The organism is Paenibacillus sp. J22R160 (assembly GCF_059692135.1).
In genome coordinates, this window is sequence record NZ_JCAUAU010000011.1 from 49,601 (window position 1) to 74,676 (window position 25,076).

Consider the following 25,076-nt stretch of genomic DNA (forward strand, 5'->3'; position numbering starts at 1 on the left):
CTTGATACTAAAACTTTACGATAAGGGGCTTCGCTGGATCAAGAGTGATCTTTTCTTTAAATAATACTTTCCCCTCTGATCGAACTAGGGCTACCTCGTCTCCGCCAAGCCAGACGCTTTGAATGTCGCGCCCTTTCAACAATTCGCTGCCGAAACTGGATAACGACAGTGTCCCCATCTTAACCTCCAGCTCCAGCTGTCCAGCCTTGCTGCGGAACTCACCCCAACCGTCGTTCAAGCTCCAGAAACTGCGGAATTCGTCTTCCTGCCATTTCGGACTAAAGCCAATATGTCCTTGGACCATATCATACTCAAAACCGCTTAGCGCAAGCAGTAATCCGAAGGAAGCCATCGAGCGTGCGTAATTGCTGCCGCATTCGAATTCATTCCACGGATTACGGCGTTCGCCATCGTATCGGTCGCGAATTGCCTTCACCACACGAAGCCCTTCCTTTACATATCCCTCATAAATCATATGGCAGGCAGCCTGATATTCGAAGCCATTCATGCACTCTTCCGCGTAGGGAACAGGCACAATCGGAGAGTTCGCATCCGGCCAAGAGCAGATGACGAGACCGGATTCGTCATTTAACCCATAAATTCGGCAGGCATTCGGATGATCGCCTAAATTTTCAATGAAATTGTTCTCATAAATAGATTGAACCGCACGCTTAACCTTCTCAGAATCCAGTACGTACCCTATGCCAACGAGATGAGCAAACCACTGTCCGAGCACCTGATCAATGCCGCAGCCCTCACCGATTTGATACTTATGCTCCCCTGCCTCTTCATTCCAGTACACGGTTTCCGCACCATACTTTTCGAGCACGGTACGATCTTTGAGATCGACCAGTTGATGAAAATAACGCCCATTAAACAAATGCTCATTCGTCCATGCCGAGCCTTTCACCCTGATCGCATCGTACTCCGCCGCTGTCTCTGGCTCCCCTAATGCATTAGCCATCTCGGCTGCAGCCTTCAAAGCAGCCAAATACATGCTCGTCAGCCAGGAATTCGGGCCGAACAACTCCATATCGAGCGTATGGTGCTGCCGCCCTTCCATGACGCCGTCCTTGTCGGCATCCCATTGGTCTTCGTTGCTTGGCTCCCAGGCAAATTCGAGCGCTTTGCGAATGTTAGGCCACAGAGAGCGCAGCCACTCTGTATCGCCGGACACTTTCCATTCGCGATATGACTTGATGATACCGCCCATTTGACCATCGGCAGCGGCCCTGAACTTGTTATCGCGCGTTGTCCGCTCTGCTGGCAGCATGAGACGGAACGCCATTTTCCCATTTTCAAACTGGGCATAGGTATAATCGATCTTCCGCATCGAACGTGCCAGAGCCGGGAACAAGAAAGCAGTCGCTTGCTCGTAATTCCATACGTGTGTGCAAGAGCCTTCGCACGAACCTTCATTCGTATGTACACCTTCAAACCCGTACAAAGTCCCATCTGTTAAACGCAGTACAGTAGGAGATTTTAAAATAGAAATATTGCTGCTAATGGCATCAACAACCGTATCAGGCAGTGTAGACCCGAATAGCGTATCCTTAAACATTCGCGACTCCGCATGCAATCGCTCGTAGTTAGTCATCACGTATTTAGCCGTATCGGTAGAATCCTGAAATAGCGTCGAATAATAATTTTTCCATGAAGGCAGTTGATCGCCGCCTGGATTCCAGAAGTTAACATAATTCGGAAAACTCCATGATAAGATGAAACGAAACGTTGCTTTACCGCCAGGAGGTACGGTCCGATGCCCACTCAGCAATCCGACATCCTGGTGCTTTTCATGCACTCTTCTCGGATCCAACTCGCTGGAAGCTTCGTAATTTCTTTCCTGAAAGCGGCCTGGGCGGCGAAAATCTTTCCAGAATACGGTCAAGTTATCGAACCAGCTTCCACGGAACCAATACGATTGATAACTGACGTCATCATGATCGGCAAGCAGCGTCAAATCGCCGAAGTCAGCTTCATCTTCCTTGTACTGCACAGAGGACATCCGAATCGCTCTTCGCCCATCTACCTCGGTGGCTTCGTTAATAGCTCCTTTGCGAAGAGGGTTCGTCAAGTTGCCTACCACACTGAGATCTAATTCATCCGCAGAGCGGTTCGTTACTTCATATTCGAAAATGGCACACGGGATCGACGAATCCCGATCGTTCAGCGGTATGAACGGATTGAAGGCTGTCAACTTGACATGGATGGGATCATCTTGATCATCAAACGTCATCTCCGCAAACGGAAATTCACCACGAAACGATGTATTCTTAAAATGCGGGAATCCAGACATATTCTCACGTCTAGGACCGTAGCCGTAGCCTTCATATTTCCCTTTTCCTTCACCCGTATAAGGTGCCTGCAGATCCCCGTTCAATACTTTGGTCAGGATCACCTCGCCTTGACGCTCCGCCTTTACAGCGAAAAAGGAGAATCCGTTAAAGCTCAGCTTATTCGGACGATTGAAAATCTCCCAATCGATCAGCCGCCCATTCCCGGCCAGACCGATGCTGCCCGTCCCAATACCACCAAGCGGAAACGAGATTTGACTCGTTTTGGCACCTTGATACACAAAATTTTTCTCCATACCGAACTGTTCATTTGACTGATTCGTACTCATATGACGGCCTCCTCAAACTCCTCATGATTTCAACATAAAACCTTCTTGCCTAACTACATTTTAAGTCCACCGGCCGTAATGCCATCGAGCAAATATTTTTGTCCGAAAATGTAAAAAAGCAGCGGCACGATGAGCGACAAGGTTACCCCTGCCAGGATGGCAGAAAGGTTCCCGGTGCCAAACGCTCCGGTTAATGCCGTCATACCAATCGGCAGCGTCATTTTTTCAAATGAATTTAGAAAAATCAGCGGCCGGAAGAAATCATTCCAATGCCCAATGAAGCTAATAACCGAAGTGACGGCCACGGCTGGATAGGACATCGGAAGAATGACCTTAAGAAATACCCAGATACGGCTGGCTCCATCCATATAGGCAGCTTCATCATATGCGCTAGATATCGACATCATCGTCTGCCGAATCATGAAAATGCCGAACGGATTAATAAGTCCCGGCAAAATAAGCGCCAGATGCGTGTCAACGAGACCCAGCTTCGACATCAGAATAAACTGCGGAATGATCGTTACTTGTCCCGGAATCATCAATCCGGAAAGAAAAATGAGAAATAGCGCGTTGCGTCCCGGAAAAGCGATGCGAGAAAAGGCAAACGCCGCCATGCTGGAGATGAAGATATGCCCGAGCACGATGATCAAGCAAATTTTCATGCTGTTGGAAATAAAATCGAAAAACGGTACCTTCGCAAACACCTCCGCATAATTGCCAATATGCCACGCTGTCGGAAAGATGGCAGGCGGCAGCGAGAACGAATCTTTTGGCAAGCGCAGCGAGGTTGAGAATATCCAAAGGAATGGGGTCAGCATGAGAAAGGATAAGAGCAGCAGCACGCCATCTAATAGAATACGGCCCGGCTTAAATCCCCGCATGGCGCCCGTTCTAGTCCCGGTCCCTGCTGCCTGAAGATTGGATGCCTCCACTTGTATCAACTCCTCTTTTAATCCCGGTCATAGTTGACCCATTTCTTACTAATGGAAAATTGAAAAACCGTCACACACAGGATAATTAGGAACAGACTGAGCGAAAGTGTAGACGCGTATCCCATCTCATGATGCTGGAATGCCACTTCATAAATATACATATTCACTGAACGAGAAGCGTCTCCTGGTCCGCCTGACGTAATGAGATACGGCTCATCAAAGATTTGGGTCGCACCAATCAGAGTTGTCACTAAGACAAAGAAAATCGTAGGCGATAGCATGGGCAGCGTGATGGAGAAAAAACGCTGTGTCTTATTCGCTCCGTCTATTTCGGCAGCTTCATATAGGGCAGCAGGTATGCTTTGAAGTCCAATTAAGTAATACAGGAACGCATTACCGATAAATTTCCAAAAGCTATATATCGCTACAGCCACGTATACCCAGTGAGGAGATTGCATCCACGCAATTGGACTGACGCCAAATTTGCCTAACAAGTAATTCAATATACCGAAATCCTTGCTGAAAATGAACTGCCAGGCGACCGCAACCGCAGCAGAAGTCGCGAGTACGGGGAAATAGAAAATCGTACGGTATAAGTATTTCCACCCTTTGCCGATATTCCTATTCACCGCTAGTGCAATCAATAGACCGAGAATCGCGTGCATAGGGGTTAAAATCAATACATACTTGAGAGTGTTCCCATACGTTAGCCATAGGCGATCATCCGCGAACAAATGCTTGATATTGTCAAGACCGATCCATTTGGCTGGTGTAATGACATTGTATTTTGTAAAGCTTAAATAAAGAGTAGCCACAACCGGTTCGCCAATAAAGAGTACAAAAAATAGTAAGGCTGGAGCCAGAAATAACAGGCCGACAACTGTATTAGACATCTTGCGATAGGTTCCCACGCTAGACTCCTCTCATGAACTGTGCAGCCAGGCGACCCCTGCGGATCGCCGACCGACTGCCAGCGATTCAGTGTCATTTTTTCAGGATAGCGTCGATTTCTTGTTTCGCTTTTTTCATGGCTGTCGCCGCATCGGATTGATTAGACAGAATCTCCGATACGTGACGGTCGAATACGCCTTGAATTTCGCCATATTGCATAGGTGCTTCTACTGCTTTGGCGATATCCGCGCTTTCTGCGTACACCTTCCAATTTTGAGCCGGTGTTTTCGGCAGTACTTCGTTCATGACAGAAATGCGTGTAGGAATGGAGGTATTGGAAAGCGTTGTTTTCTGTGAGTAGACACCGCTCAGGAAAGCAGAAAGCTTATAGGCGGCTTCCGGATATTTGGTTGATTTGAGTACAGGGAACGCCCCTGAACCAAAGATCACTTTGTTCGTCTTGAATGTCGGTAGGAACTGTACATCGATATTCGTGAACTTATTTTTGTCATACGTACCAAATGGCCATTTCCCGGCAGAAATCATAGCCACCTGACCATTCATTAGCATTTGAATTTGATCATCCTTGGGACCTGGTACTGGCGCAACTTTATATTTATAAATGAGATCCTGGAAAAACTGCATCAACTCGATAGCGTTCGGATCGTCCAATTTACTCGTTGTCATCTCGTCATTCAGAACACTTGCGTTATTATTAAACAACCAGGCGGAAGCTCCGAAATAATAATTTGGAATCGCAAAACCGTATTGCTTCTTGCCGTCTTTTTCCGTGGTCAGCTTCTGCGCATATTGGAGGAAATCGTCCTTCGTCCAGCTTTTATTCGGCATTGTCAAGCCAGCTTGCTTGAGCATATCCGTGTTAAAATGCATCACGACATTGTTCCAGTCCCATACAAAACCGTACGTTTTCTTGTCGATGACAAAAGGCGACTGAAGTTTTGGATGCAAATCACTGTAATTATCCAGTGCTGCCGGATCCGCTTTCATATATGTATCGAGCGGGAGAAGCAAATCCTGCTTCGCAAACATTTGAATGCCTTCGATTGCAACGCGAATGACGTCAGGCGATTTGCCGCCGGCGATCATCGTCTGGATCTTATTGAAGTAATCTGCCCAACCGCTGCTGACGACTTCCACCCTTTTGACGGTGATATCCGGGTTTTGCTTATTAAATTCAGCTAAAATATTCGTTAATTGCTCATCAGAGGCTTCATTCTTACTCCAAACTAACGTTAATTCGGCTTTGCTTGATTTCGATGAGGTTGTTGTAGAATCTGAGCTGCATGCGACTAGTGACCACCCGAGTGCAAAAATTAATAAGAAGACCCAAACCTTTTTCATACAGGACACCATCCTTAACAGAATGTGACGCCGCGCTCCCGAATTGATATAACCGGTGCGGCCTGCTGCCTTTCTACGTTGTGATTCATGGTCCGATGCTATCTCCGTGCACGTGCACGGTTAAGACTAAAAAAATTTGCAACAAAGCAACCGTGCCGTTAAGGGCGTCCCCGCTTCGGCTAATCCTGCATTGGAGCTCCACTCACCTGAATCGTGCACGTGAACGAACTCATCTTAACAAATAAGTTTCAGTTTGTAAACGCTTTAAATAAAATTCGTTCCTAATGCCTATATTCACGCATTCCCTTTACGTTCACGAGCACGGGTATTGACCTGCACGCTGAGTTAAGCTACGATTAGACCACTAGAGCCTTTACCGGAGGTCCATTCCTATGAACGTTACCAGCAAACAAATCGCCGAATTGTGCGGCGTAACCCGAGGGACCGTCGATCGCGCATTGAACAATCGTCCCGGCATCCATCCGGACACCCGCGAAAAGATTATGCGCGTCGCCGAGGAACTCGGCTACCGGCCGCATTTCTTGGCTCAGAGTCTTGTAAAAGGACATACAAAAACACTTGGCATCGTGTTATTCGACATACATAACCAAATTTTCTCCCAACTCTTCCATGCCTTCGAGGCAGAGGCTCGCAAACGAGGTTATATCGTTTATCTGGTGCTTTCCAATCGGGACAAGGAGCTCGAAATGGAATACATCAACAACTTGTTTGATCGTCGTGTCGACGGGATTGCCCTGTTGCCGGCGAATGACAACAAGAAGTTCGAGTCCTTTCTCCTTCGCTCACGCACACCGATTGTCACATTCGGCAACCGGCTATCCGGTCCGTTTCCCTACATTTGGATTAACGATAAGCAAGCGATCTGTGATTCTGTTGCCTTTCTTGCCGACCAGGGCTACCGCCATCTTATCTATCTAAGCCCTCCATTGATGCGCAGAGGCAAAGAAAATATTTATGTGCCTGAGCAGCGTTATCAAGGTTTTATGCAAGCCTGTGCGGAGATTCCAGAAATGCAGTTTAACGTTATTGCGCAGAAGCATTACTTGGATGAATTAGAAACGTTGATGGATACAATCGACAGCAAATGCGCCATCCTCTGCTCCAGCGATGTATATGCTCTGGAGGTTCTGAAATGGCTAAAAGCGCGTAAAATCCGCGTGCCCGACCAAGTAGGCCTCATGGGCTTCGATAATATTGAGTTTCTGAAATATATTAACCCCTCCTTGACGACGGTGGATTATAATGTGAACGACATCGGTACGAAGCTCGCTGATCTGTTAATTCGCCGCATTAACGATGATGAAGTGCCGGCCGAGACATTGATCGATCATCATGTTCTGCAAGGGGAGTCCGTGATGTCATTTACTGACTAGCTAGTGGACCAGACAAAAGGCAGATTGCATCTTGCAATCTGCCTTCCTATGTTTACTTTGTCGGATCTGGATAAACATCGACCGTAACGGTTTACCCTGACGCTGTGATCAGCTTTACTGTGTCACTTCTGAATGTTGCTGACTGCCCTGGCGCCAAGACGATCTTGTAATTGTTGTAGATATAAACTTCGAGGCGTTACATGCGTGCCAAAGCTTTCCCAATACGCTTCATGCCTTGGTCTAGGGTCATATGGATTAGGCAGCAATGCCTTCCCTTTCTTCCCTACATGTCCTATCGCATAGTTCTGCGCAGTCGGCGGTTGTTGGGAAACGAGCTCATTGCTGGTATTCCAGGTGACATAGTTAGCCCCTGCCCATCCATGTCCGCTGCCCAACCAGGCTCTATCTTGAATGTGGATACGCCCATTCACATTGTCATACAAACAGCCCACCGACCATCGATGATGCGGCTCGCTGGTGTTATAATCCTGTTTGGATTCGCAATCGAGGAACACATTGGGACCTGCAACACGTGAATCCACAGCAAAAGCATGTCTAGCTGCTTCCGAATAAACACGTTGAACCAATGTTAACTCGCCAACAAGATGAAACGAATAACGGCGTCCGCCGGTTATCATGCTGATAAAGTCGGATACGGCACAATCTTGAATAGTCGTCCATTTGGCATCGCGTTCAACTTGCACGAGGGCATGCTGTAGATGAAAGCCGACCATATTGCGGACCCAAGCATGCTTAACACGGTCCATATATACACCCGTAATCGCGTGATTTTCATCGGCAAAGTACTCGGCGCTTCCCTCATTGCCATCAATTCTCGTTTCCTTGATGCTCGGATCGTAGGTCACATCGATTCGCAAATGTTCCACGCCAATCCGCTCGATTCGGCCGGTATCTTCATATTTGACGATCGCCCCTGACCCCCACTGTTTTTCAATGGCATTGGCAAGAGGCGCGTCGAGTGTTATGCAATTTCCTTCAATGTGCGTGATCACCCTATCGAAGGCTAGTTCAAAAGGCGACCATTGCACGGTCCCTCCTGCTACAGGCCTTTTCCGAATCGAGTCCATTCCAATGGCATGAATCCATCGTTCATTTCCGTATCGCAGCACCTTCACGGTATCTCCGGGACGGAAACTGGAAGCATCTTCGACATGCAGGCTGCGCGAGCCTGACGGAACATAGAGATCCATTATAGGCGTTGACGTCTCTGTTAGCAGATCAGGAGCCGATGCCCCTTGAATGTCGATCACATTCCGCTTAGCAATCCCTGTTGCATACAGCAGCGTACCCTCTTCGCCAATGCCTTCTCCCCGCAACACAACTCCGCTCGCACGAATATGAAGCTCTCCGCTGACTTGGTACACGCCCTTCTTCAGAAGTACAGCTCCCCGGAAGCCGTCTGGAGATAGATGCAAGGCCGAGATGCGATCCAGCGCATCCTGAATATGTGTTGTATTATCGCCTTCGACAGGTTCAATTGTGATGACCGTCGGCACATCGGGCAACGGAACACCGCCCCCGCCATATCCCGCATTTGAGAAATCGATCACACGATTTCCTTTGTAATCCGGTACATAGACAAGCTTACCAGCCTCGTTCAGATAAACAATTTGGCTCTGGCCTTCCCTAGAAGCCGTAGGTTCTAGAATCGTGAAATAAAAAGCGTCGTAACCTACAACATTTCCGTTCACTTGCAGCTCGACGCGCCATTGATAGTGCATAACTTGAGATACATTACTAGGGAATATAAACGTGCTTTCCGTACCCGCCTCAACTTCACGTTCAGGTAATTGGGCGATGACCTCGCCGGTTAAGTCATCTATCAAAGCAGTCTTCACTAACGTGCGTTCATTCGCCATCATGTGTAGGATGGGAAATTCGCTGTCTACCGCCAATAGTGCAGGTTGCCCGATTGCCATCACGAGAGAGGGATGCGTTAGCCATATATCTGCTATCCGTTCGGTTGGATCGAGGGCGTCAACAAAAAAGCTGATCTCTTGCGTTACCCCATGCAAGGTAACACGGCTGTTAACTTGAGCAATGCCTGGCTTAAGTGCCGTTAGTGTACCGGCTTCATCCATTGTGATTACATCCGGGTTCATGCAAGTGATGACGACCTCCGCTTGCGTCAGATCAGCCACCCTCCCATCGGTCATGACCCCCCTTACAGAAAGACGCGTGCTGCTTCCCTTTACAAGCGATAATGTATCCCATTGATCAAAGGACTCTCCCCCATCATCTCTTACATACACGCTCGCTAACAAAGGTCCGTCTGGAATAGACGGAATCTCATAGATACCGAAATCAATCAATTGAAAATCCCGGTCAGGATCGAAAAGATCCGCTTCAAGCTTGACATATCTGGCTGCAGCTCGAGGAAAAATGGCGATATTGGTGCCGCCAATGTCTTCTTTGGAGGCATCCTTCCGGCAAGCCTCATGCCAATTGAGGTTGTCCTCCGAATAGGAAATCTGATAACCACTTATGAAGCCTGAGGCAAATTTTAAAATAATCTGATTAAAAGTGACGTTACGTTCCAAATCAACCGTTATCCAGACCCTGTTGTCTTCTTGCCTATCGAAGCTTAGTGGCTGCCAATAGGTGCCCGCTTCTCCATCCACAGCAAGGTGCCCCTCGCCACTCACGCACTCTGAGCTGCAAATTACTGCGCGATTTAAAGCAAAGTTAACATCCATACTGATGAAATACCCCCTACCTTCATTTGCAATGAACTCAGCCTAAATTTTACTATCTATAAGGTTCTCTTACATTGTCTGAACTTACACTGCTATGTCTTTTTTTACGATGGTGCAGTTGAAAACAGCCGCTTAACCCCTTAAGGTTAAGCGGCTGCTCTACATTATGGATTGTAGTGGAAAATACAGATCATGTTTCCTGTTCACCCACAGCATCGGGATCGATACACGATCAAAATAGGCCTCCGCCGGGTCCGAATATTTGATCTGCCTCGAACGCAAAACGGCACTCCCTTTCCCTATCGTGATGTCAAAGAAAGCTTCGCTGCTTGCAAGCCGGCCGAAATCCCCGTTATTCTTATATCCCCAGAATCATTAGTGGTCTGAACCAACAACAGGCAATACCCGTTAAAAGCTCTGCGCCTATTCGCCTTATCTGACTCATGACTGCTCGGGTTCCCATTGCCAACTCCGAGTATGCTTCCAGCCCCTTCCACCGCGAAAACAACCTCGTTATCTGCGATTGGAACAACGCGTCCCTGCTCGTCGCGGATCGATACGCGAATGATTGCTACGTCTGTTCCATCTGCTTGAAGCACTGTTCGGTCCGCCTCCATATGAATGCGGGCTGCGCCGCCCGTAGTTTGAACCTGCTTTACCGCGAATATGCCACCGTCTTTGTAAGCCGTAGCCATCAGCTCGCCAGGCTCGTAAGGCACTGACCATGCCAAATGACCGGCCTTGACCATGCTCTTAACACCTAAACTACGTCCATTCAGCGTAAGCTCAACATGATCTCCATTGGCATACACCCAAACATCAATGGGTTCACCGCCCTTTTCGGCCCAATTCCAGTGCGGCAATACATGAATAGTCGGCTCGTCGGTCCAAACGGATTTTAAATAATAATAAACATCTTTCGGGAAACCGCACGTGTCCATAATGCCAAAATGGGAATTGATGCAAGGCCATTTATATGGCGTCGGTTCCCCTCTATAGTCGAAACCCGTCCAGAGGAACACGCCGCTCAGAAACCGGTGTTTAAGCACATCGTTCCAAGCTTTCTCCACCGTACAGGACCATGAGGGCATATAGATCCCTTCATACGCTGGGCAGTATCCTCTTTCCTTATCTATTTCATAAATACCTCGTGTCGTTGTGCTGCTTGCGCTTTCACTTCCGAGCATGATTCGGGATGGGCGGGACTTGTGATCCGATATATCTTGTTTTTTGCGCTGACCATAATTGTAGCCGACGATGTCTACCTGCTCGCTGTATGTCCCGTTATTCCAACCATGATTCATAGCCGCGAGCGTTGGCCTGCTCGGATCCAGCCTGCGAGTAACATTGTGCAGCGATCGCAGAATCCGCGCTCCCATGCGCTTGCCTTCAAGAATCTCTTCGTTTTCCATGCACCAAATGATGACAGAAGGATGATTGCGATCCCTCAGTATCAAACTTTCCAGATCAGTAACCCCTTTGGGCGTGCTATCCATGAGGCGATTCTCATCAATAACCATCAAGCCAAGTCGATCACACATATCAAGCAGTTCCGGTGTTGGCGGATGATGAGCGCTCCGATATGCATTGCAACCCATTTCTTTCAATAGCTCTAGTTTGTAAGCAATTAGCCGATCTGGCAACGCGACCCCGACGCCAGCGAAATCCTGATGATTGCATGTGCCTTTGATGAGCACCGGTTTATTGTTCAGGAAGAATCCATCTCGCGTAAATGCGATGGTGCGAATGCCGAAGACTGTTTCATAGACATCCACGACGCTGCCGTCCATGGACACTTCCGAAATGACTCGATACAGATAAGGACGCTCAGGCGACCAGAGCTGGGGATTAGATACCCAAATAGATTGCTCGGTCTCCCGCTTAGTCAGCCAAGGTACGCTAACTTGAACAGATTGTGATGCGACTCTTACGCCTTCCGCATTCACAATAGTCGATGTCAACTCGCATACCCGATCTTCCTCATATTGGTTGTGCACAACAGTTCGTATGACAACGTCTGCTGTCTGTTCCGTTATTACAAGCGTAGTGACATAGGTTCCCCAGTGGCCAACATGCAGCCGGTCTGTTTTTTGCAGCCATGTATGCCGGTAAATGCCGCCGCCTTCATACCACCAACCTTCGCACCGGGTAGCGTCGACTTTTACGACGATGACATTATTGCCTTCTTCCCCATATCGAAGGACATCTGAGATGTCATAATGAAAGCTGGTGTAGCCACTATCATGCGTGCCCAGCAGATGTCCGTTTACCCAGACCGTGCTTACGCCCATAACACCATCAAAGTGAATGCCGATGCTTTTCCCTTCGTCATGCGACGGTATAGCGAACATTTTTCTGTAAAAGCCGATCCCCATCGGCAAATATCCATGACTGGCCGGACGGCTTCCCAAATTCGGATCGTTCACCACATTCCCTTCCACGATATAATCGTGGGGAATGGCTACTCGGCTCCAATCCTTTGGGAGGGCCGACTCCGCTGTTTCTTTGTCTGCGTAAGCGATTTCAAGCCATTCGCCTTCCTCGCGTTTTCCACTGTCTGTAATACCGCCTGTCATCCCCGCTTTTACAGCGTACTTCACAGCAATGTCGCCTTTGTGGAAAAACCAGTCCTTGTCAAAACACTCTCTGCTCCTAGCTTGTTGATGCTCCATGTTTAAACCTCTTTCTTTTCATGTATTCTTATATAATTTTATTGATAATTATATGATCTACATAATCCTTGAACAATCTAACGATATTTATGTTAATATAACAATATTAATATTCTATTGAGAGTGATGCAGATGAAACCTTTTTACTGGAACGTATTAACGGATATCGATTTTCAATTGCCCCTCTATATTGTCTCAACCGGGAGCTGGACGCACCAGCCTCAGGTTTTCCGAAAAAATGGCTACAAAGCGTTTCAATGGCTTCAATGTCTGAGTGGCCAAGGAATACTAGAATTGGAAGGGAGATCCCTCACCGTTTCCAAGGGACAAGGCATGCTGCTGTATCCTGGGGTCCCACACCGTTATTACCCGATTGCAGAGCCATGGACCGTGCAGTGGATAGAATTTAATGGCACCTTCGCAGAGAAAATTCTCCAATCCATGCAATTCCTCGAGTCTTCTGTACTTTTTGTAACGAAACCCGAAGTGTTCGAGTCCCGAATCCATGAAATTAATCATATGTTCTCCGTCCGGAAATACGGCTCAAGCTATGAGGGATCTCAGCTCCTCTACGGCTTGCTGCTCGATCTGATCAGGTATACATCCACTTCAGATACCCGCTCCAATCAAGAGCAATATGAACATTTAAAGCCAGTGATCGACTATATAGAGAACTCCTATGCCCAGCCGCTTACGCTGATTAATTTAGCCAATCTCCTATCGGTTACGCCGCATTACATGTGTGTCCTCTTTCAGCAAACGCTCGGCACGAGACCATTCGAGTACATCAACCGTTTCCGGATTCATAAAGCGAAGGAATTTCTTCAGCAATTCCCCGAATGGGAAATCCAGACGATTACCAAAAAAGTCGGCTTCGAAAGCCCCAGCTATTTTATTAAAGTATTCAAAAAAATCGAGGGCATTACACCGAAAGAATTTCGAAAGCAGCATGAGCTGCGGTAATGATGCCATGAAACAGAAAAACGGCTGCTCTGGTATTTTCTACAGAGTCAGCCGCTGATTATTTAAGACGGCTGATCGATATGGGTGTGGACTGCTTCAATACCGACTTTGGCGAGCGCATCCCTACGGATGTCAAATACCATGATGGTTCTGATCCGCTTAAAATGCACAACTATTATACCTTCCTGTACAATAAGGCCGTATTTGAGGTATTGGAAGAAAAGCTTGGCAAAAATGAAGCGATGTTTTTTGCCCGCTCGGCCACAGCAGGCGGGCAGCAATTCCCTGTGCACTGGGGCAGCGATTGCTCGGCCAATTACGACTCCATGGCGGAGTCGCTGCGCGGAGGTCTCTCGCTCGGTTTATCCGGCTTTGGCTTCTGGAGCCACGACATCAGCGGCTTTGAGAAAACAGCGCCGCCTGATATTTATAAGCGCTGGGTCGCCTTTGGTCTGCTGTCTTCACACAGCCGACTGCACGGCAACGAGTCTTACCGCGTTCCGTGGCTGTTTGACGAAGAAGCCGTCGATGTTCTCCGGCATTTTACGAAGCTCAAAAGTACGTTGATGCCTTATCTGTTTGAAAGTGCCATCCAATCCACCGAGATGGGGATTCCGATGATGCGCGCGATGGTGCTCGATTTCCCGGCGGACCCTTCTACCCATCATTTGATACGCAGTACATGTTAGGAGACAATCTGCTCGTGGCTCCGATCTTTAACGATTGCGGACAAGTGATGTACTATGTGCCGGAAGGACGCTGGACCGACTTCTTTGGCGGTCAAGTCATTGAAGGTGGGAAATGGCACGAAGAAACCCATGGTTACATGACGCTGCCACTGTTGGTTAAGCCGAATGCGTTGCTCGCTATAGGAGCGAACGATCTAAACCCCGATTACGACTACGCGGATGGCGTATCCCTGCATTTGTTTGAACTGCAGGATGGCGCCAGCGCTGCAGCTTCGTTGTACAGCTTGCAAGGCGAGCTGGAAGTGACCGTGAAGGCTGTGCGCCAGAATGAAGAAGTCAGCTTCTTCACTCAAGGTGCAACGAAGCCATATACCATCGTGCTGAGGGGAATACATGAAGTCGCTGGCGTAGATGGAGCGGATTGGATCGATTCCCCTAACGGCATCGTGCTTACGCCTGAAACGGGCAAATCGCACTTAGCCATACGGTTGTAAAAAAAGGCAGTTCCCCAAGTAGAACCTTCTACTTTTGGGAACTGCCTTTTCTTGTTGCCGCTCGTGTGAGGGATAACATGCGTGCGAATGCAAGGGCGAATGCGAATGCGATTGTTTTACCGCCACCGATTCCCACTTCTTATTCACATGCAGTCCGCTGGGCGGATGTGATGGGAACTACAGGGCGCTATTTCAGCGAATAAGCTGATTTCTGGCTGCGAGCGGAACTACAGGGCCTTATTTCCCCGCAATTGGCCGTATTTTAGCATCAGGCGCCGAAATAGCGGATCGTAGTTCCCCTCCATCTGCCAAATAGCCTGTTCCGTGGCAAATAGCGGACCGTAGTTCCTAATTTTTCTGGCTTTTGGCATGTCGTATCGACGGCACTGAAGTCATGATCAGCGCTAGACTAAGCCATGTTATCTAGCAGCTTTGACAGGTGATCGAGAAACCGGTCATGACAAAATGCATTATACTCGTTCCATGGAGCTTGTAAGCCAGCGTAACCCCCAATTGAGTGCACTTGCTTCGCTTTCACAGCTTTCAGTTCCAGCCATGCGGGAGATCGGCTAACTCGATGCCATGTCGTCTGCGAGATCTCATCTTGGGGACGCTCAAAAGAATATGATCCGCATCATAGACGCCAAGGTCGTGAGCCTCAATCGCTTGCGTCCAAAAGATAGAATCAATATGGCGAGCTGGGGCAAGTTGAAGATCATCATACAAGACAGTTCCTGCGTGTCGGCCCCAGATATACATCTTCTTCTTATCGACCACTACAACGACAACCGTCTCGTCTTGCAGCCTTTTCTTTGCTGTTTCCCTAATCCCTGCAGCCTTCTGATCGTAACTGTGAAGCCATCTAGTCACATCCTTCGTTTTGTCGAGGAAATCTGCTGTCAACAAAAGATGTTGACGCCAGCCTTCTTCCCACGGCAGAAACAGGGAAGGAGCAATCTGCTTGAGCCTGGCTTGCTCATCGGCGTCGATCCAAGAGTCGACACCAACGATATAATCTGGCTGCGCTTTTTGCAGGGCTTCTCTGTTGAAATCGTAATGATGGCTGAGCGGTACAGACACATCAAAGGCATATTTATTTCGATAATAGTCTGTCAAATACTGATCAATAGGCGCAGCATAGGGAATTGTACGAAGAGCCAGCAACTGACCGATATTAACCCAACTATAGGCTGCGACCTTAGTCGTCCTATTTTTCAAATAAACGGCTGGGGCTAGTCCTATGTGCTTTTTGAACATATTGCTGAAATACGTTTCGTTCTTGTAGCCAACTTTATAAGCAATATCCGTGAGTGAAAGTTTGGTCTGCTCACCCATTAACCGTCTTGCCTCAATGAGGCGCAAATCCGTCACATACTCAATGACACCTTTGCCAAACTTTTCTTTAAATAGCCGCATAAAATGGTACCGGCTTAGCCCTGCCGTCGTAGCCAGCCGGTCAATCGTAATATCTTCCGTGTAATGCTGCTCTAACATGAGCTTCGCGCACTCCAGGGCCAGCTCTGTTTTGTGCTCTTGGTTTTTGAACACCTGACTGAGCAGCTCATAGAAGCCAGCCTCGCTGCGAAAGCGATCAGCAGCACTTCCGTTGTTCCAATGAGCAAAAATAGTTTTGCACAAAGGGATGACGGAGAGAGCTGACAACTGAATGGCCTCGCCTTCCCCTGGAAACATTTGCGATTTTTTGCAATGGCTTTCTGCCCGGCTAATTGCATCTCCACGGCTTGGAACCGCAAAAGATAAAAGCCTTGCTCATCCCCAAAGTGCAGACCCATTTCTAATAGTTGACCAGGTTTGCAAACAAAAACAGTCCCCGGCCGCATAGGATGATAATGACCATCCACGATAAGTCGTCCCTCGCTAGCAGCCGATGCAACAAGTATGAGCGTATCGGCTCGAATGAAATCGCGTTCTGCTGGCCATTTCATCTGATTTTCCGTTACGTGCCGGGCGCCAAGGAGCTTATACCACGAATCAGCATATGAGTTGTCGCTGCTGCTAAATAAATCTGAATCTTCTCCCATGGACGTTTGCTTCTCCCATTATTCTGGTTATTTTACAACGTCACTCAGAACATCATCGATAATCAGTTGGTTGGCAATAACATTTTGATTAAACCAGTGGCCTGAATCTGCCTCATAAACATGTCCTTGCTTGACCGCAGGCAGCTGCATCCATAGCGGGTTATCGACCGGCGGTTTCGCCCTTCCTTTTCCGGACAGCACGAAAATATAGTCGACATCATCCAACTGAGCTAATGTCTCAATCGAATAAGTCTCGTAGTCGCCCTTTAACAATTTCGGCTGTTTGAAACCAAGTCCGTCATACAGCACATTTCCACTATAGAATTTCGCTCCGAACAGTTTGTAGCCCTTATCTCCGGCTTGCAGCAGAACAGCTGTCTTATCTCCGGCTTTTGCGCGAATTTGTTCTTTCGCTTCGGTTAGCTTCTGGTTAAGCTTCTTGACCGCCTGATCCGCCTCGCTGCTTTTGCCTAGAACTTCGCCTAGCTTAGCAAAATTGCTACGCCAGTCATTCTCATCTTTTGAAAGCACATAGGTAGGCGCCACTTTGGAGAATTCTTCATAGGATCCATTTTTCATATAAGCCTCGGAGGTGAGGATAATCAAATCTGGATTATAACTTAACGCTTCTTCCGGCTTAAGCCCGCCTTCCATATGAAGGATTGCGACGTCTTTGAGCTCATTTTGCAAATATTGCTGCGGTTGCCCGGCAGCGGACCATTGCGCAACCGGCTTTACGCCGAGCGCCGTAAGTGAATCTTCGAGAAATGGCGCAATGATTCGCTTAGGCTGTGCAGGAACTTTTACCGTGTGCCCCATGGCGTCTGTCAGCGTTTTCTCCGTCTCTGGTTTTTGAGTTGCCGAGCTGGAAGTCAGCTGCGTGTTATTCGCTGCTCCGGTTCCCGCTTGCTTCGTATCGTTTCCAGCTCCGCAGCCGGCGAGAAATACCGATGTCAGAAGAAGAACAGACGTGATCGTTGCGTACTTTTTATAATGAAACATATGTAACCCCCTAGATGATACTGATAATCATTATCGTTATCGATACTAAGGAGTATATAGGAAGACAGCCTGTTTGTGAATAAGCAAAAATGCTGAATTTATGGAGATGCTGCGCACGATCGTGTATGAGCGGAGGTTTTAGGGACTTCCTCTGTCCGCTAAAAGTTTACTAAAGGGAACTAGAGTCCTCTATCTTGAGAAAAACAAAGTAATTTCTCGCTAAGCGGAACTACAATCTCTTATTTGTCCTCCACGGCGCGTTTTTCAACCGAAATCTTCAAAATAGCGGATCGTAGTTCCCCTTGCAGGTGGAGAACATGCATTTTCAGAGAAATAGCGGACTGTAGTTCCTTGAACGCCCCAAACATATAATTCTGCTGTGTTGAAAAAGACACCCAAGAGGTGTCCAAAGAGTCTTAACTACCAATGAACATCATGGATACAATGAAGTTAACTCTTCCTCCATCTTATCAGCAACTAACGTGTAAAACTCAGGAAACCTAGCATCAGTGGGACTTGATATCTCTTCCAATGCGCGAATCACTAGCCCAGACGCCGCAATTGCCGAGATAATCTCACCAAGTGTCCAACTCCGTATAAGAACCTTCTCCAACCCGGAACGTTCTTCCTCTGGCAGCAATTTTGCAAATGCCACGTCTCCTTCCCTCGTCCCCTTTTCAAAATAGTTGCCGCTAGGTTGCGTCAGATTAACTGTGTTCACCCAAGCACGTGCAAAAGGATGAAAGTCGGTCAAGAGGAACCGGCCATTTTTCCCAAGTCTGCGACGGACAACGGCAAAGATGTCGTTAAGATCCGTAAAGTAATGCAGAACACCAAACTCCATCAGCACGATGTCAAATTGGCCAAGTGACTCTTCATTCGGGATCTGCAAGACGTCAGAGCAAATATAGTCGAGCCTCACACCGACGGCATCAGCAACTTGCTTGGCGTACAACCGGTTTTCTTCCGAAATATCGACTACGGTTACATCCGCGCCTAACATTGCAAAAGAGATTGCTTTTCTGCCGTGCGAGCCAAGAAGATTAATCATTCGCCTTCCATTTGGATCGCCTATGTATTTTAACCAATAGCGCAGATGATGCTTATGTTCCCGCTTCAATTCTACGGCAAGTTCATCTGGTGTCCCGAAATTGTGTACCCAAGCCTGATACGCTTTCGTTTCCCAAGCCTTCTTGTTTGTTCTTGAAAACTCAGCTTGCACATTCCATGCCTCCCAGTTTCATCTGACTCCAAATGCTCATCCTAATACCTGCATCCTTAATTTACCACAAATTTCAAAGCAACAAACAAGCCTTCTTCTGCGTCTATACATTACTAAAGTCAACTAAGGAGTAGAGGATATGAAGATAAAAAATGGCTTGCAAACAGGAGCCGCGTTAATGCTGCTTCTCATGGGCTTGCTCCCCGCAGCGAGTGCGCATGCAGACGCGATCACGTCGCCTCCTGTCTATCTGGATGGGCATCCGCTCAGCTTTGAGACTCCTCCCGTTATCGAAAATGGCTACAGTCTCGTTCCACTCCGTACCATTTTTGAGGCCGAGGGCGCCAAAGTTTCCTGGGATGAAAACACACGCACAGTTACAGCTAAGAAAAATGATATCGTATTTACATACCGGATTGGTGAAATGACCGCTTTTAAAAATAAAGACCAGCTTGAAATGCCGATCGCGGGCAAAATTATTAACGGATCGACGATGATTCCGCTTCGATTAATTAGTGAAACGCTAGGTAATCTCGTGAAATGGCATGAATATGCTCGAACGATTACGATTTCCTCCGCTAATGAGTATGAAACCAAGATTGAATATGGCGTCAATCTGCGCGACGCTCCAAATACGAGTGCGCAAGTCCTTCGAATGATTCCGAAGAGCGAGAACATTCATGTGATCCGAGAAGTCGACGCCAACTGGTTGGAGGTTCAGACGAAAGACAAGTCCATTGGCTTCCTTTCAGCAGGGTCGCAGTATACGGATTACGCCAACTTGGCTCCAGCGGATAAAAAAGCCGATGAATTGCTCGCTTTCGGAGCAAAATATCTCGGAACGCCCTACGAATTCGGTGCAGATTCTGGCCAAACCAAGACATTCGACTGCTCTTCATTCGTCCAATATGTGTTCAAGCAAGCATTGTCGATTGATCTCCCGCGAGTCTCCTACAACCAAGCTTTGAAAGGAACCGAAGTCCCTCTAGATGAGCTGCGCAAAGGCGATGTGCTGTTCTTTGACGCACGCGGGCTCGATATCGGGCATGTTGGTATCTATGCAGGAGACGGGCGGATTCTTCATACTTACTCCAAAGAGCAAGGCGTACATTATGAAGACTTTGATGATAAATGGAAAAAGCGTTTTGCCACGGCTAGAAGGATGTTCTAGTTCTATTTTTCAAGACTTATAGTGGGATAATGGCTAGCCCTGAGGCTGCATTCCCTACCTTGATGGTGTCAATGACCTTATTATCCTGGACTCTGATAACAGAGACGGTATTTTCTCCAAAATTAGCCACATAGGCATATTTGCCATTTTGTGTGATAGCGACTATACCGGGTTTCTTCCCCACCGGAACGGTCGCTATCACTTTATTTTTTTTAAGCCTAATGACGGAAACGGTGTTATCTCCTTCATTACCAACGTAAGCAAATTGATCGTTTGGCGTTATCGCTACCCCGATGGGCTTTGTACCGACTTTGATTTTACTAAGAATCCTTCTGCTGCGCGTACCGATGACCAAAACATTCTGATTCGCAGTCACATAAGCCAATCTGCGATTTTGGGTAAAAGCAATTTGATCCGGACCTACTCCAGCGGGAATGGTGTCTATGACCTTATTGCATTTTGCATCAAAAATAGAAATCGTATTGCTGTCGTGATTACTCACATATCCCAAAGTTCTTTGGCCAGACTTCCGAGGTGTAACAGTTACCCCTATTGGTCTATTGCCGACCTTTAGCGTTTGAATGACCTTTCTCCTCTTGATACATAGAACTGAAACAGTCTTATCTGCCGAATTCGTAACATACACGTACCTTTGCGATGTTCCAACATCCGATGGACTTTTTCCGACTGGGATGGTGCTAATGATTTTATTCGTACTTCGCTGGATGACTTGAGCGGTGTTATCGGTTTTATTGACGACAACGGCATACTTCCCATCAGGTGTGACAGCGATCTCAAAGGGACCTTTTCCCGTCTTGATCGTTGCCTTGACCTTTCTTGTTCGAGTATCAATCACCGAGATGGTGTTGTCATTATAATTCGTAACGTAAGCGAAATGAAACGAGGGTATACGTCTATTCATGGTCACAAGGGATCACACTCCTAAGTAATCTTATGTTGGGAGATGTGTCCTTTGGAACGGCTGTTATCACGAGGCATTTGCATTCTCTAAAAGCAACACCCTCATACAGGATCAGCCTACCGAAAATATATGTATATAAGAAACGTTGTCATGGAGGAGCTTCCAATGCTAACCAATACGAAGGAAAGAAAAATCACAAATCAAGATATTGATCAGATGATTGCCGAGATTGATAAAGGTTGGAAAGAACTGAATAATATCCATATTTCGTGTCACCATATTTGGAGGGATCTCGTCCGAATATCGCAAGTTTTGGATGAAAAGTTCGATATTGCCTATTAATATCATGTTTTAAAACACAAAAACAGTAAGAGGCTTTCCCTCCGTCAATTGATGACTCTCGGGAAAGCCTTTTCTACGAAGCCGCTTGCCACCGATGAACGACAACTGTTCACGCGGGAGGAGCGTTAGCTGCGTCAAGAAATAACGGGAAATCCTCCCGTTATTTCTTGCAAGTCCTGCTTAAAAAGCCAGTTAACAGGCATTTCTCCCGTTAATTTACTCCCACACCCCTGCTTCCTAGCTCAATCGTCCCCAATAACAGGAGAAATGCCATTTATTCATGCTTTAGATGCGTTACTCCACAAAATAACAGGAGTATTTCCCGCTATTCTAAGCGACTTTCCCGAAAGTTCAAAGAAAGGCTGTCCCTCGGTCATTGGATGACTTATTGGACAGCCTCTTACTGTTTTTATTTCGCTTGAATGTAACCTTCTGCTTTCAGCAATTCAGCGATCAGAACAGCACCGCCTGCTGCTCCGCGCAATGTATTATGCGATAATCCTACGAATTTGTAATCGTAGATGGAATCCTCACGCAAGCGACCTACGGAGACGCCCATACCGCGCTCAATGTCACGATCAAGCTTCGTCTGCGGTCTGTTCTCTTCTTCGAAATAAGTGATGAACTGCTTAGGTGCGCTTGGCAGCTCAAGCTCCTGCGGGCGACCTTTGAACTGCAGCCAACGAGCAAGAATTTCTTCTTTGGATGGTTTTTTCTCGAACGATGCAAAAACGGTCGCCAAATGTCCATCTGTTACGGGAACGCGGATACATTGGGTTGTAATTAAAGGCGCGCTCGCTTTAACAATGGCATTATTTTCGATGCTGCCCCAGATGCGCAGCGGCTCTTGCTCGCTTTTTTCTTCCTCGCCGCCAATATAAGGGATAACATTGTCCAGCATATCAGGCCAATCCGTAAAGTTTTTGCCCGCTCCGGAAATCGCTTGGTACGTGGATGCAACCACTTGTGTTGGTTTGAAGTCCAGCAAGGCATGAAGCGCTGGTACATAGCTCTGAATGGAGCAGTTAGGCTTAACGGCAATAAACCCAGTTGAAGTTCCGAGACGTTTTCTTTGTGCCGCGATCACATCAATATGTCCTGGATTGACTTCCGGAATGACCATCGGGATATCAGGCGTCCAGCGGTGAGCCGAGTTGTTGGAAATAACAGGCGTGCCTGTTTTGGCGTAAGCCTCTTCCAACGCTTGAATTTCATTCTTTTTCATATCGACTGCGCAAAAAATAAAATCAACCTGAGATGCTACTTCTTCCACTTTCGAAGCATCTTGAACAACAATTTGTTTCACGCCTTCAGGGATAGGAGTAGTAAGCTTCCATCTGCCCTGCACGGACTCTTCATATGTTTTACCCGCAGAGCTGCTGCTAGCTGCGATCGTTGTTACTTTAAACCAAGGATGTTGATCCAGCAGCTCTACAAAACGCTGGCCAACCATACCTGTTCCTCCGACAATACCCACTTTTAATTTTTCTGACATGTGATATTCAAATCCTTTCAAAATGGTATGATAAACTATTCAATAAGTCTGAATTGGTGTACCTAATCAGCGCGTTAACGGCATTTCTTTTATAAAAGCAAAAAAATCCCACCCCCAAGACTATTCCAGCCTTAGGGACGAGATTTGGATTCCTCGTGGTACCACCCCAGATTCGCCAATATGTCGCCATATTAGCCTCTTCAAGTACGGCATTACGGTGTAATGCGTATACTTTAGCTCTGTAACAGGAGCTCCTGGCACACCATCCCCTTCTTACTCGGTTCCAATGTGCTGCTCTGAGCCTTTTTTCAATAAAGAATTCTTTGCTCCTTTTCAGCTAACGGAGCTCTCTGTGAAAGATTTCATTTATTTACTCATCTCTTCGTCGCATTTGAATGTTGCGATAATAGTATCAGATATCGATTGCAACGTAAACATAATTTTTATAATTTTCGAAATTAGACAAATTATTCTCCGACGATGTCCGCCCTTAAATCGCTCGCAACTTCCATCATCCTTGGAATCACGGCTTCATTCGTGCCTGACACATAAATATCCCCCTGATAATGCCGAAAGGGAATCTTGCTATCGCCATAGCTCCACATGAAGAAATCACCATCAATCGACATGGTTGTAGCACCGGTTATTGTAAACACAGATGTATAGGTAAAATCAGGTTTAGACGCAAAATACTGTTTGCATTCTTCCAAAGAGATTACGGCTTCTGAGTTGTCATTTACTTGCAAGGATCTTGTAATTCGATAACGTTGACTCAAAACGATTCCTCCATTCGTTCAATATTTTATTGCAAAATGACCCAAATTGCTAGAGTAATTTTTGACTTCCAGCCGCGTGGCAACAAGAACCTTTCAGTCATATAAAAAAGCCATTCCAATTACTGGAGTGGCTATGTCTGTTTCCATTTGCTTACCCTCATGATTTGGTTAGCTGTCTGCGATCTTCGACTTGCGGCGGCTCTTCCATCCAACCATGCCCAATCATGATTTCCCCGCCTTCTTTGACATAGGGTATAATTTTTTGAGCAAGTTTCGCCATCGCAAGCGGTAAATCACTACGCAGACTAAAAGCTCCGCCAAGCGAGTGACTTCCAATCGCAAACGAGCCCAATAAATTGGTGAGATACATCATTAACTTATCGGAGAATGGAGAAACCGTGGAGTTGGTGGCTTTCCCAGCGTGAGTGGCAGGTGGCTCAATATAATCCTCGCGCAGAAATTCACCTAAGGTCGTTTCGACCTCTTTAGACAGCTTCATGCCTTTCACAAAATATTCTTTCACATTCTTATCATGAGCAACTTGAGCGAAGCCGATCATAAGCTGCATCCCTGTAAGGTTTGCTTCAATGCCATGATGTAAGAGCGAAATCTCAATCGCATTTAGAGCTCTTTTATCCTTAAATAAATGGAATCCTGATAAATAATTATCATTCTGAATAAAGGTTACCTCTGTGGGCATGGACATATAAGGCGGCCGCGATAGAATCCCTTTTTCCTCTAGGAACTGTACGCACTGATCGTAAATCTCTTGTGAATTTGCTGTTAACCGCTTAAAAAGCTGTCTTATATCTTTCCGATACGACATCGTTGAATGCAACGCAAATAGCGGAACTTCAATTTTACTTATCATATGCAAAAACATCGGTTCATACTGGTAATCAAATAACTTAGGAACCCCTTTATTTACGTCGTTTGCAGTAAATCCAAGTGGAATGACAGCTCCTTCTTGCTCAAAAATTTGTTTGATCGTCGTTACCATTTGATCAGTGAAATCATACGTTACTTTAAGAATTTGTTTAATTTCTTTACTTTCCGCATTTTCAAGGAAATATTCCAAAAATTGAAGTAACATGGTTTTTTCTTGATACGTCATCCACAAGTTACCTATTTCTGATGATGTCAATGGGATATCGGTTGACTCCATATGATTGACTCCTTTATGTAAATTCGCGTGATCTTTTCCTGAGGTTTGCTTTCATTTATCATTTCCTATCGGGGAAAGAATATCCAGAATCATTTTACCTCAATGGTCGTACAAATAGGGCTGTCCCTCTGGTCATAAGACCTTTGGGATAGCCCTCATCATTTTTTCTTGCAGCCTAGCCTGTATGTTCCTGCACGTTTAA

The 25,076-nt window shown here is 46.8% G+C and carries 18 protein-coding genes, 1 pseudogene and 1 other annotated feature; of the genes and pseudogenes, 6 read left to right on the forward strand and 13 right to left on the reverse strand.

Annotated features, from left to right (window positions below):
* Positions 1 to 7: 7 nt before the first annotated feature.
* The 4 genes from AC58UW_RS20905 to AC58UW_RS20920 form a co-directional block, all read right to left on the reverse strand.
* Entirely contained in the window at positions 8 to 2,623 is a 2,616-nt protein-coding gene (locus AC58UW_RS20905) for a GH116 family glycosyl-hydrolase (RefSeq protein ID WP_497422537.1), read from the reverse strand.
* 53 nt (positions 2,624 to 2,676) lie between these two features.
* Complete coding sequence (locus AC58UW_RS20910; protein ID WP_497422538.1) at positions 2,677 to 3,555, reverse strand: carbohydrate ABC transporter permease; 879 nt, start codon at positions 3,553 to 3,555, stop codon at positions 2,677 to 2,679.
* Positions 3,556 to 3,572: 17 nt separating this feature from the next.
* Entirely contained in the window at positions 3,573 to 4,448 is an 876-nt protein-coding gene (locus tag AC58UW_RS20915) for a carbohydrate ABC transporter permease (protein ID WP_497422539.1), read from the reverse strand.
* A 91-nt stretch (positions 4,449 to 4,539) separates the two neighbouring features.
* On the reverse strand, positions 4,540 to 5,808 hold the full coding sequence (locus tag AC58UW_RS20920; protein WP_497422540.1) for an ABC transporter substrate-binding protein: 1,269 nt from the start codon (positions 5,806 to 5,808) through the stop codon (positions 4,540 to 4,542).
* A 392-nt stretch (positions 5,809 to 6,200) separates the two neighbouring features.
* Here AC58UW_RS20920 and AC58UW_RS20925 point away from each other — a divergent pair, with 392 nt between their 5' ends.
* Entirely contained in the window at positions 6,201 to 7,202 is a 1,002-nt protein-coding gene (locus tag AC58UW_RS20925; protein ID WP_497422541.1) for a LacI family DNA-binding transcriptional regulator, read from the forward strand.
* A gap of 122 nt (positions 7,203 to 7,324) precedes the next feature.
* On the opposite strand, the gene AC58UW_RS20930 is transcribed toward AC58UW_RS20925, so the two are convergent.
* Both AC58UW_RS20930 and galA read right to left on the reverse strand, forming a co-directional pair.
* Positions 7,325 to 9,919, reverse strand: coding sequence for a discoidin domain-containing protein (locus AC58UW_RS20930; protein WP_497422542.1), 2,595 nt, complete (start codon positions 9,917 to 9,919; stop codon positions 7,325 to 7,327).
* A gap of 299 nt (positions 9,920 to 10,218) precedes the next feature.
* A complete protein-coding gene (galA, locus tag AC58UW_RS20935; RefSeq protein ID WP_497422543.1) occupies positions 10,219 to 12,591 on the reverse strand; it encodes a beta-galactosidase GalA in 2,373 nt (790 codons plus the stop codon).
* Between the two features lie 132 nt (positions 12,592 to 12,723).
* Between galA and AC58UW_RS20940 the strand changes: the two genes are divergently transcribed.
* From AC58UW_RS20940 to AC58UW_RS20950, 3 genes and pseudogenes are all read left to right on the forward strand, one after another.
* A complete protein-coding gene (locus AC58UW_RS20940; RefSeq protein WP_497422544.1) occupies positions 12,724 to 13,554 on the forward strand; it encodes an AraC family transcriptional regulator in 831 nt (276 codons plus the stop codon).
* Between the two features lie 56 nt (positions 13,555 to 13,610).
* Positions 13,611 to 14,737: pseudogene (locus tag AC58UW_RS20945) on the forward strand (TIM-barrel domain-containing protein); the annotation flags it as partial.
* A gap of 77 nt (positions 14,738 to 14,814) precedes the next feature.
* Entirely contained in the window at positions 14,815 to 14,940 is a 126-nt protein-coding gene (locus AC58UW_RS20950) for a hypothetical protein (RefSeq protein WP_497422545.1), read from the forward strand.
* Positions 14,941 to 15,280: 340 nt separating this feature from the next.
* On the opposite strand, the gene AC58UW_RS20955 is transcribed toward AC58UW_RS20950, so the two are convergent.
* The 3 genes from AC58UW_RS20955 to AC58UW_RS20965 all read right to left on the reverse strand — a co-directional run bounded on the left by AC58UW_RS20955 (position 15,281) and on the right by AC58UW_RS20965 (position 19,003).
* Positions 15,281 to 16,429, reverse strand: coding sequence for a helix-turn-helix domain-containing protein (locus AC58UW_RS20955; RefSeq protein ID WP_497422546.1), 1,149 nt, complete (start codon positions 16,427 to 16,429; stop codon positions 15,281 to 15,283).
* 377 nt (positions 16,430 to 16,806) lie between these two features.
* Positions 16,807 to 17,781 carry an ABC transporter substrate-binding protein gene (locus AC58UW_RS20960; RefSeq protein ID WP_497422547.1) on the reverse strand — a complete coding sequence of 325 codons (975 nt, stop codon included), beginning with the start codon at positions 17,779 to 17,781 and terminating at the stop codon, positions 16,807 to 16,809.
* Positions 17,782 to 18,214: 433 nt separating this feature from the next.
* Entirely contained in the window at positions 18,215 to 19,003 is a 789-nt protein-coding gene (locus AC58UW_RS20965; RefSeq protein WP_497422548.1) for a class I SAM-dependent methyltransferase, read from the reverse strand.
* A 139-nt stretch (positions 19,004 to 19,142) separates the two neighbouring features.
* On the opposite strand from AC58UW_RS20965, the gene AC58UW_RS20970 reads away from it, so the two are divergent.
* On the forward strand, positions 19,143 to 20,174 hold the full coding sequence (locus AC58UW_RS20970) for a stalk domain-containing protein (RefSeq protein WP_497422549.1): 1,032 nt from the start codon (positions 19,143 to 19,145) through the stop codon (positions 20,172 to 20,174).
* A gap of 16 nt (positions 20,175 to 20,190) precedes the next feature.
* Here the strand turns inward: AC58UW_RS20970 and AC58UW_RS20975 are convergent, their stop codons facing one another.
* Positions 20,191 to 21,096 carry a YVTN family beta-propeller repeat protein gene (locus AC58UW_RS20975; RefSeq protein WP_497422636.1) on the reverse strand — a complete coding sequence of 302 codons (906 nt, stop codon included), beginning with the start codon at positions 21,094 to 21,096 and terminating at the stop codon, positions 20,191 to 20,193.
* 165 nt (positions 21,097 to 21,261) lie between these two features.
* On the opposite strand from AC58UW_RS20975, the gene AC58UW_RS20980 reads away from it, so the two are divergent.
* Positions 21,262 to 21,438: a hypothetical protein gene (locus AC58UW_RS20980; RefSeq protein WP_497422550.1), complete on the forward strand. Its 177-nt coding sequence runs from the start codon at positions 21,262 to 21,264 to the stop codon at positions 21,436 to 21,438.
* A 409-nt stretch (positions 21,439 to 21,847) separates the two neighbouring features.
* Here the strand turns inward: AC58UW_RS20980 and asd are convergent, their stop codons facing one another.
* The 3 genes from asd to AC58UW_RS20995 all read right to left on the reverse strand — a co-directional run bounded on the left by asd (position 21,848) and on the right by AC58UW_RS20995 (position 24,874).
* The gene (gene asd / locus AC58UW_RS20985) at positions 21,848 to 22,933 is read right to left on the reverse strand and encodes an aspartate-semialdehyde dehydrogenase (protein ID WP_497422551.1); all 1,086 of its coding nucleotides are present in this window, start codon (positions 22,931 to 22,933) and stop codon (positions 21,848 to 21,850) included.
* Between the two features lie 130 nt (positions 22,934 to 23,063).
* Positions 23,064 to 23,328, reverse strand: a binding site (T-box leader).
* A gap of 72 nt (positions 23,329 to 23,400) precedes the next feature.
* Entirely contained in the window at positions 23,401 to 23,709 is a 309-nt protein-coding gene (locus AC58UW_RS20990) for a hypothetical protein (RefSeq protein ID WP_497422552.1), read from the reverse strand.
* 157 nt (positions 23,710 to 23,866) lie between these two features.
* Entirely contained in the window at positions 23,867 to 24,874 is a 1,008-nt protein-coding gene (locus tag AC58UW_RS20995; RefSeq protein ID WP_497422553.1) for a DUF3231 family protein, read from the reverse strand.
* Positions 24,875 to 25,076: the final 202 nt, after the last annotated feature.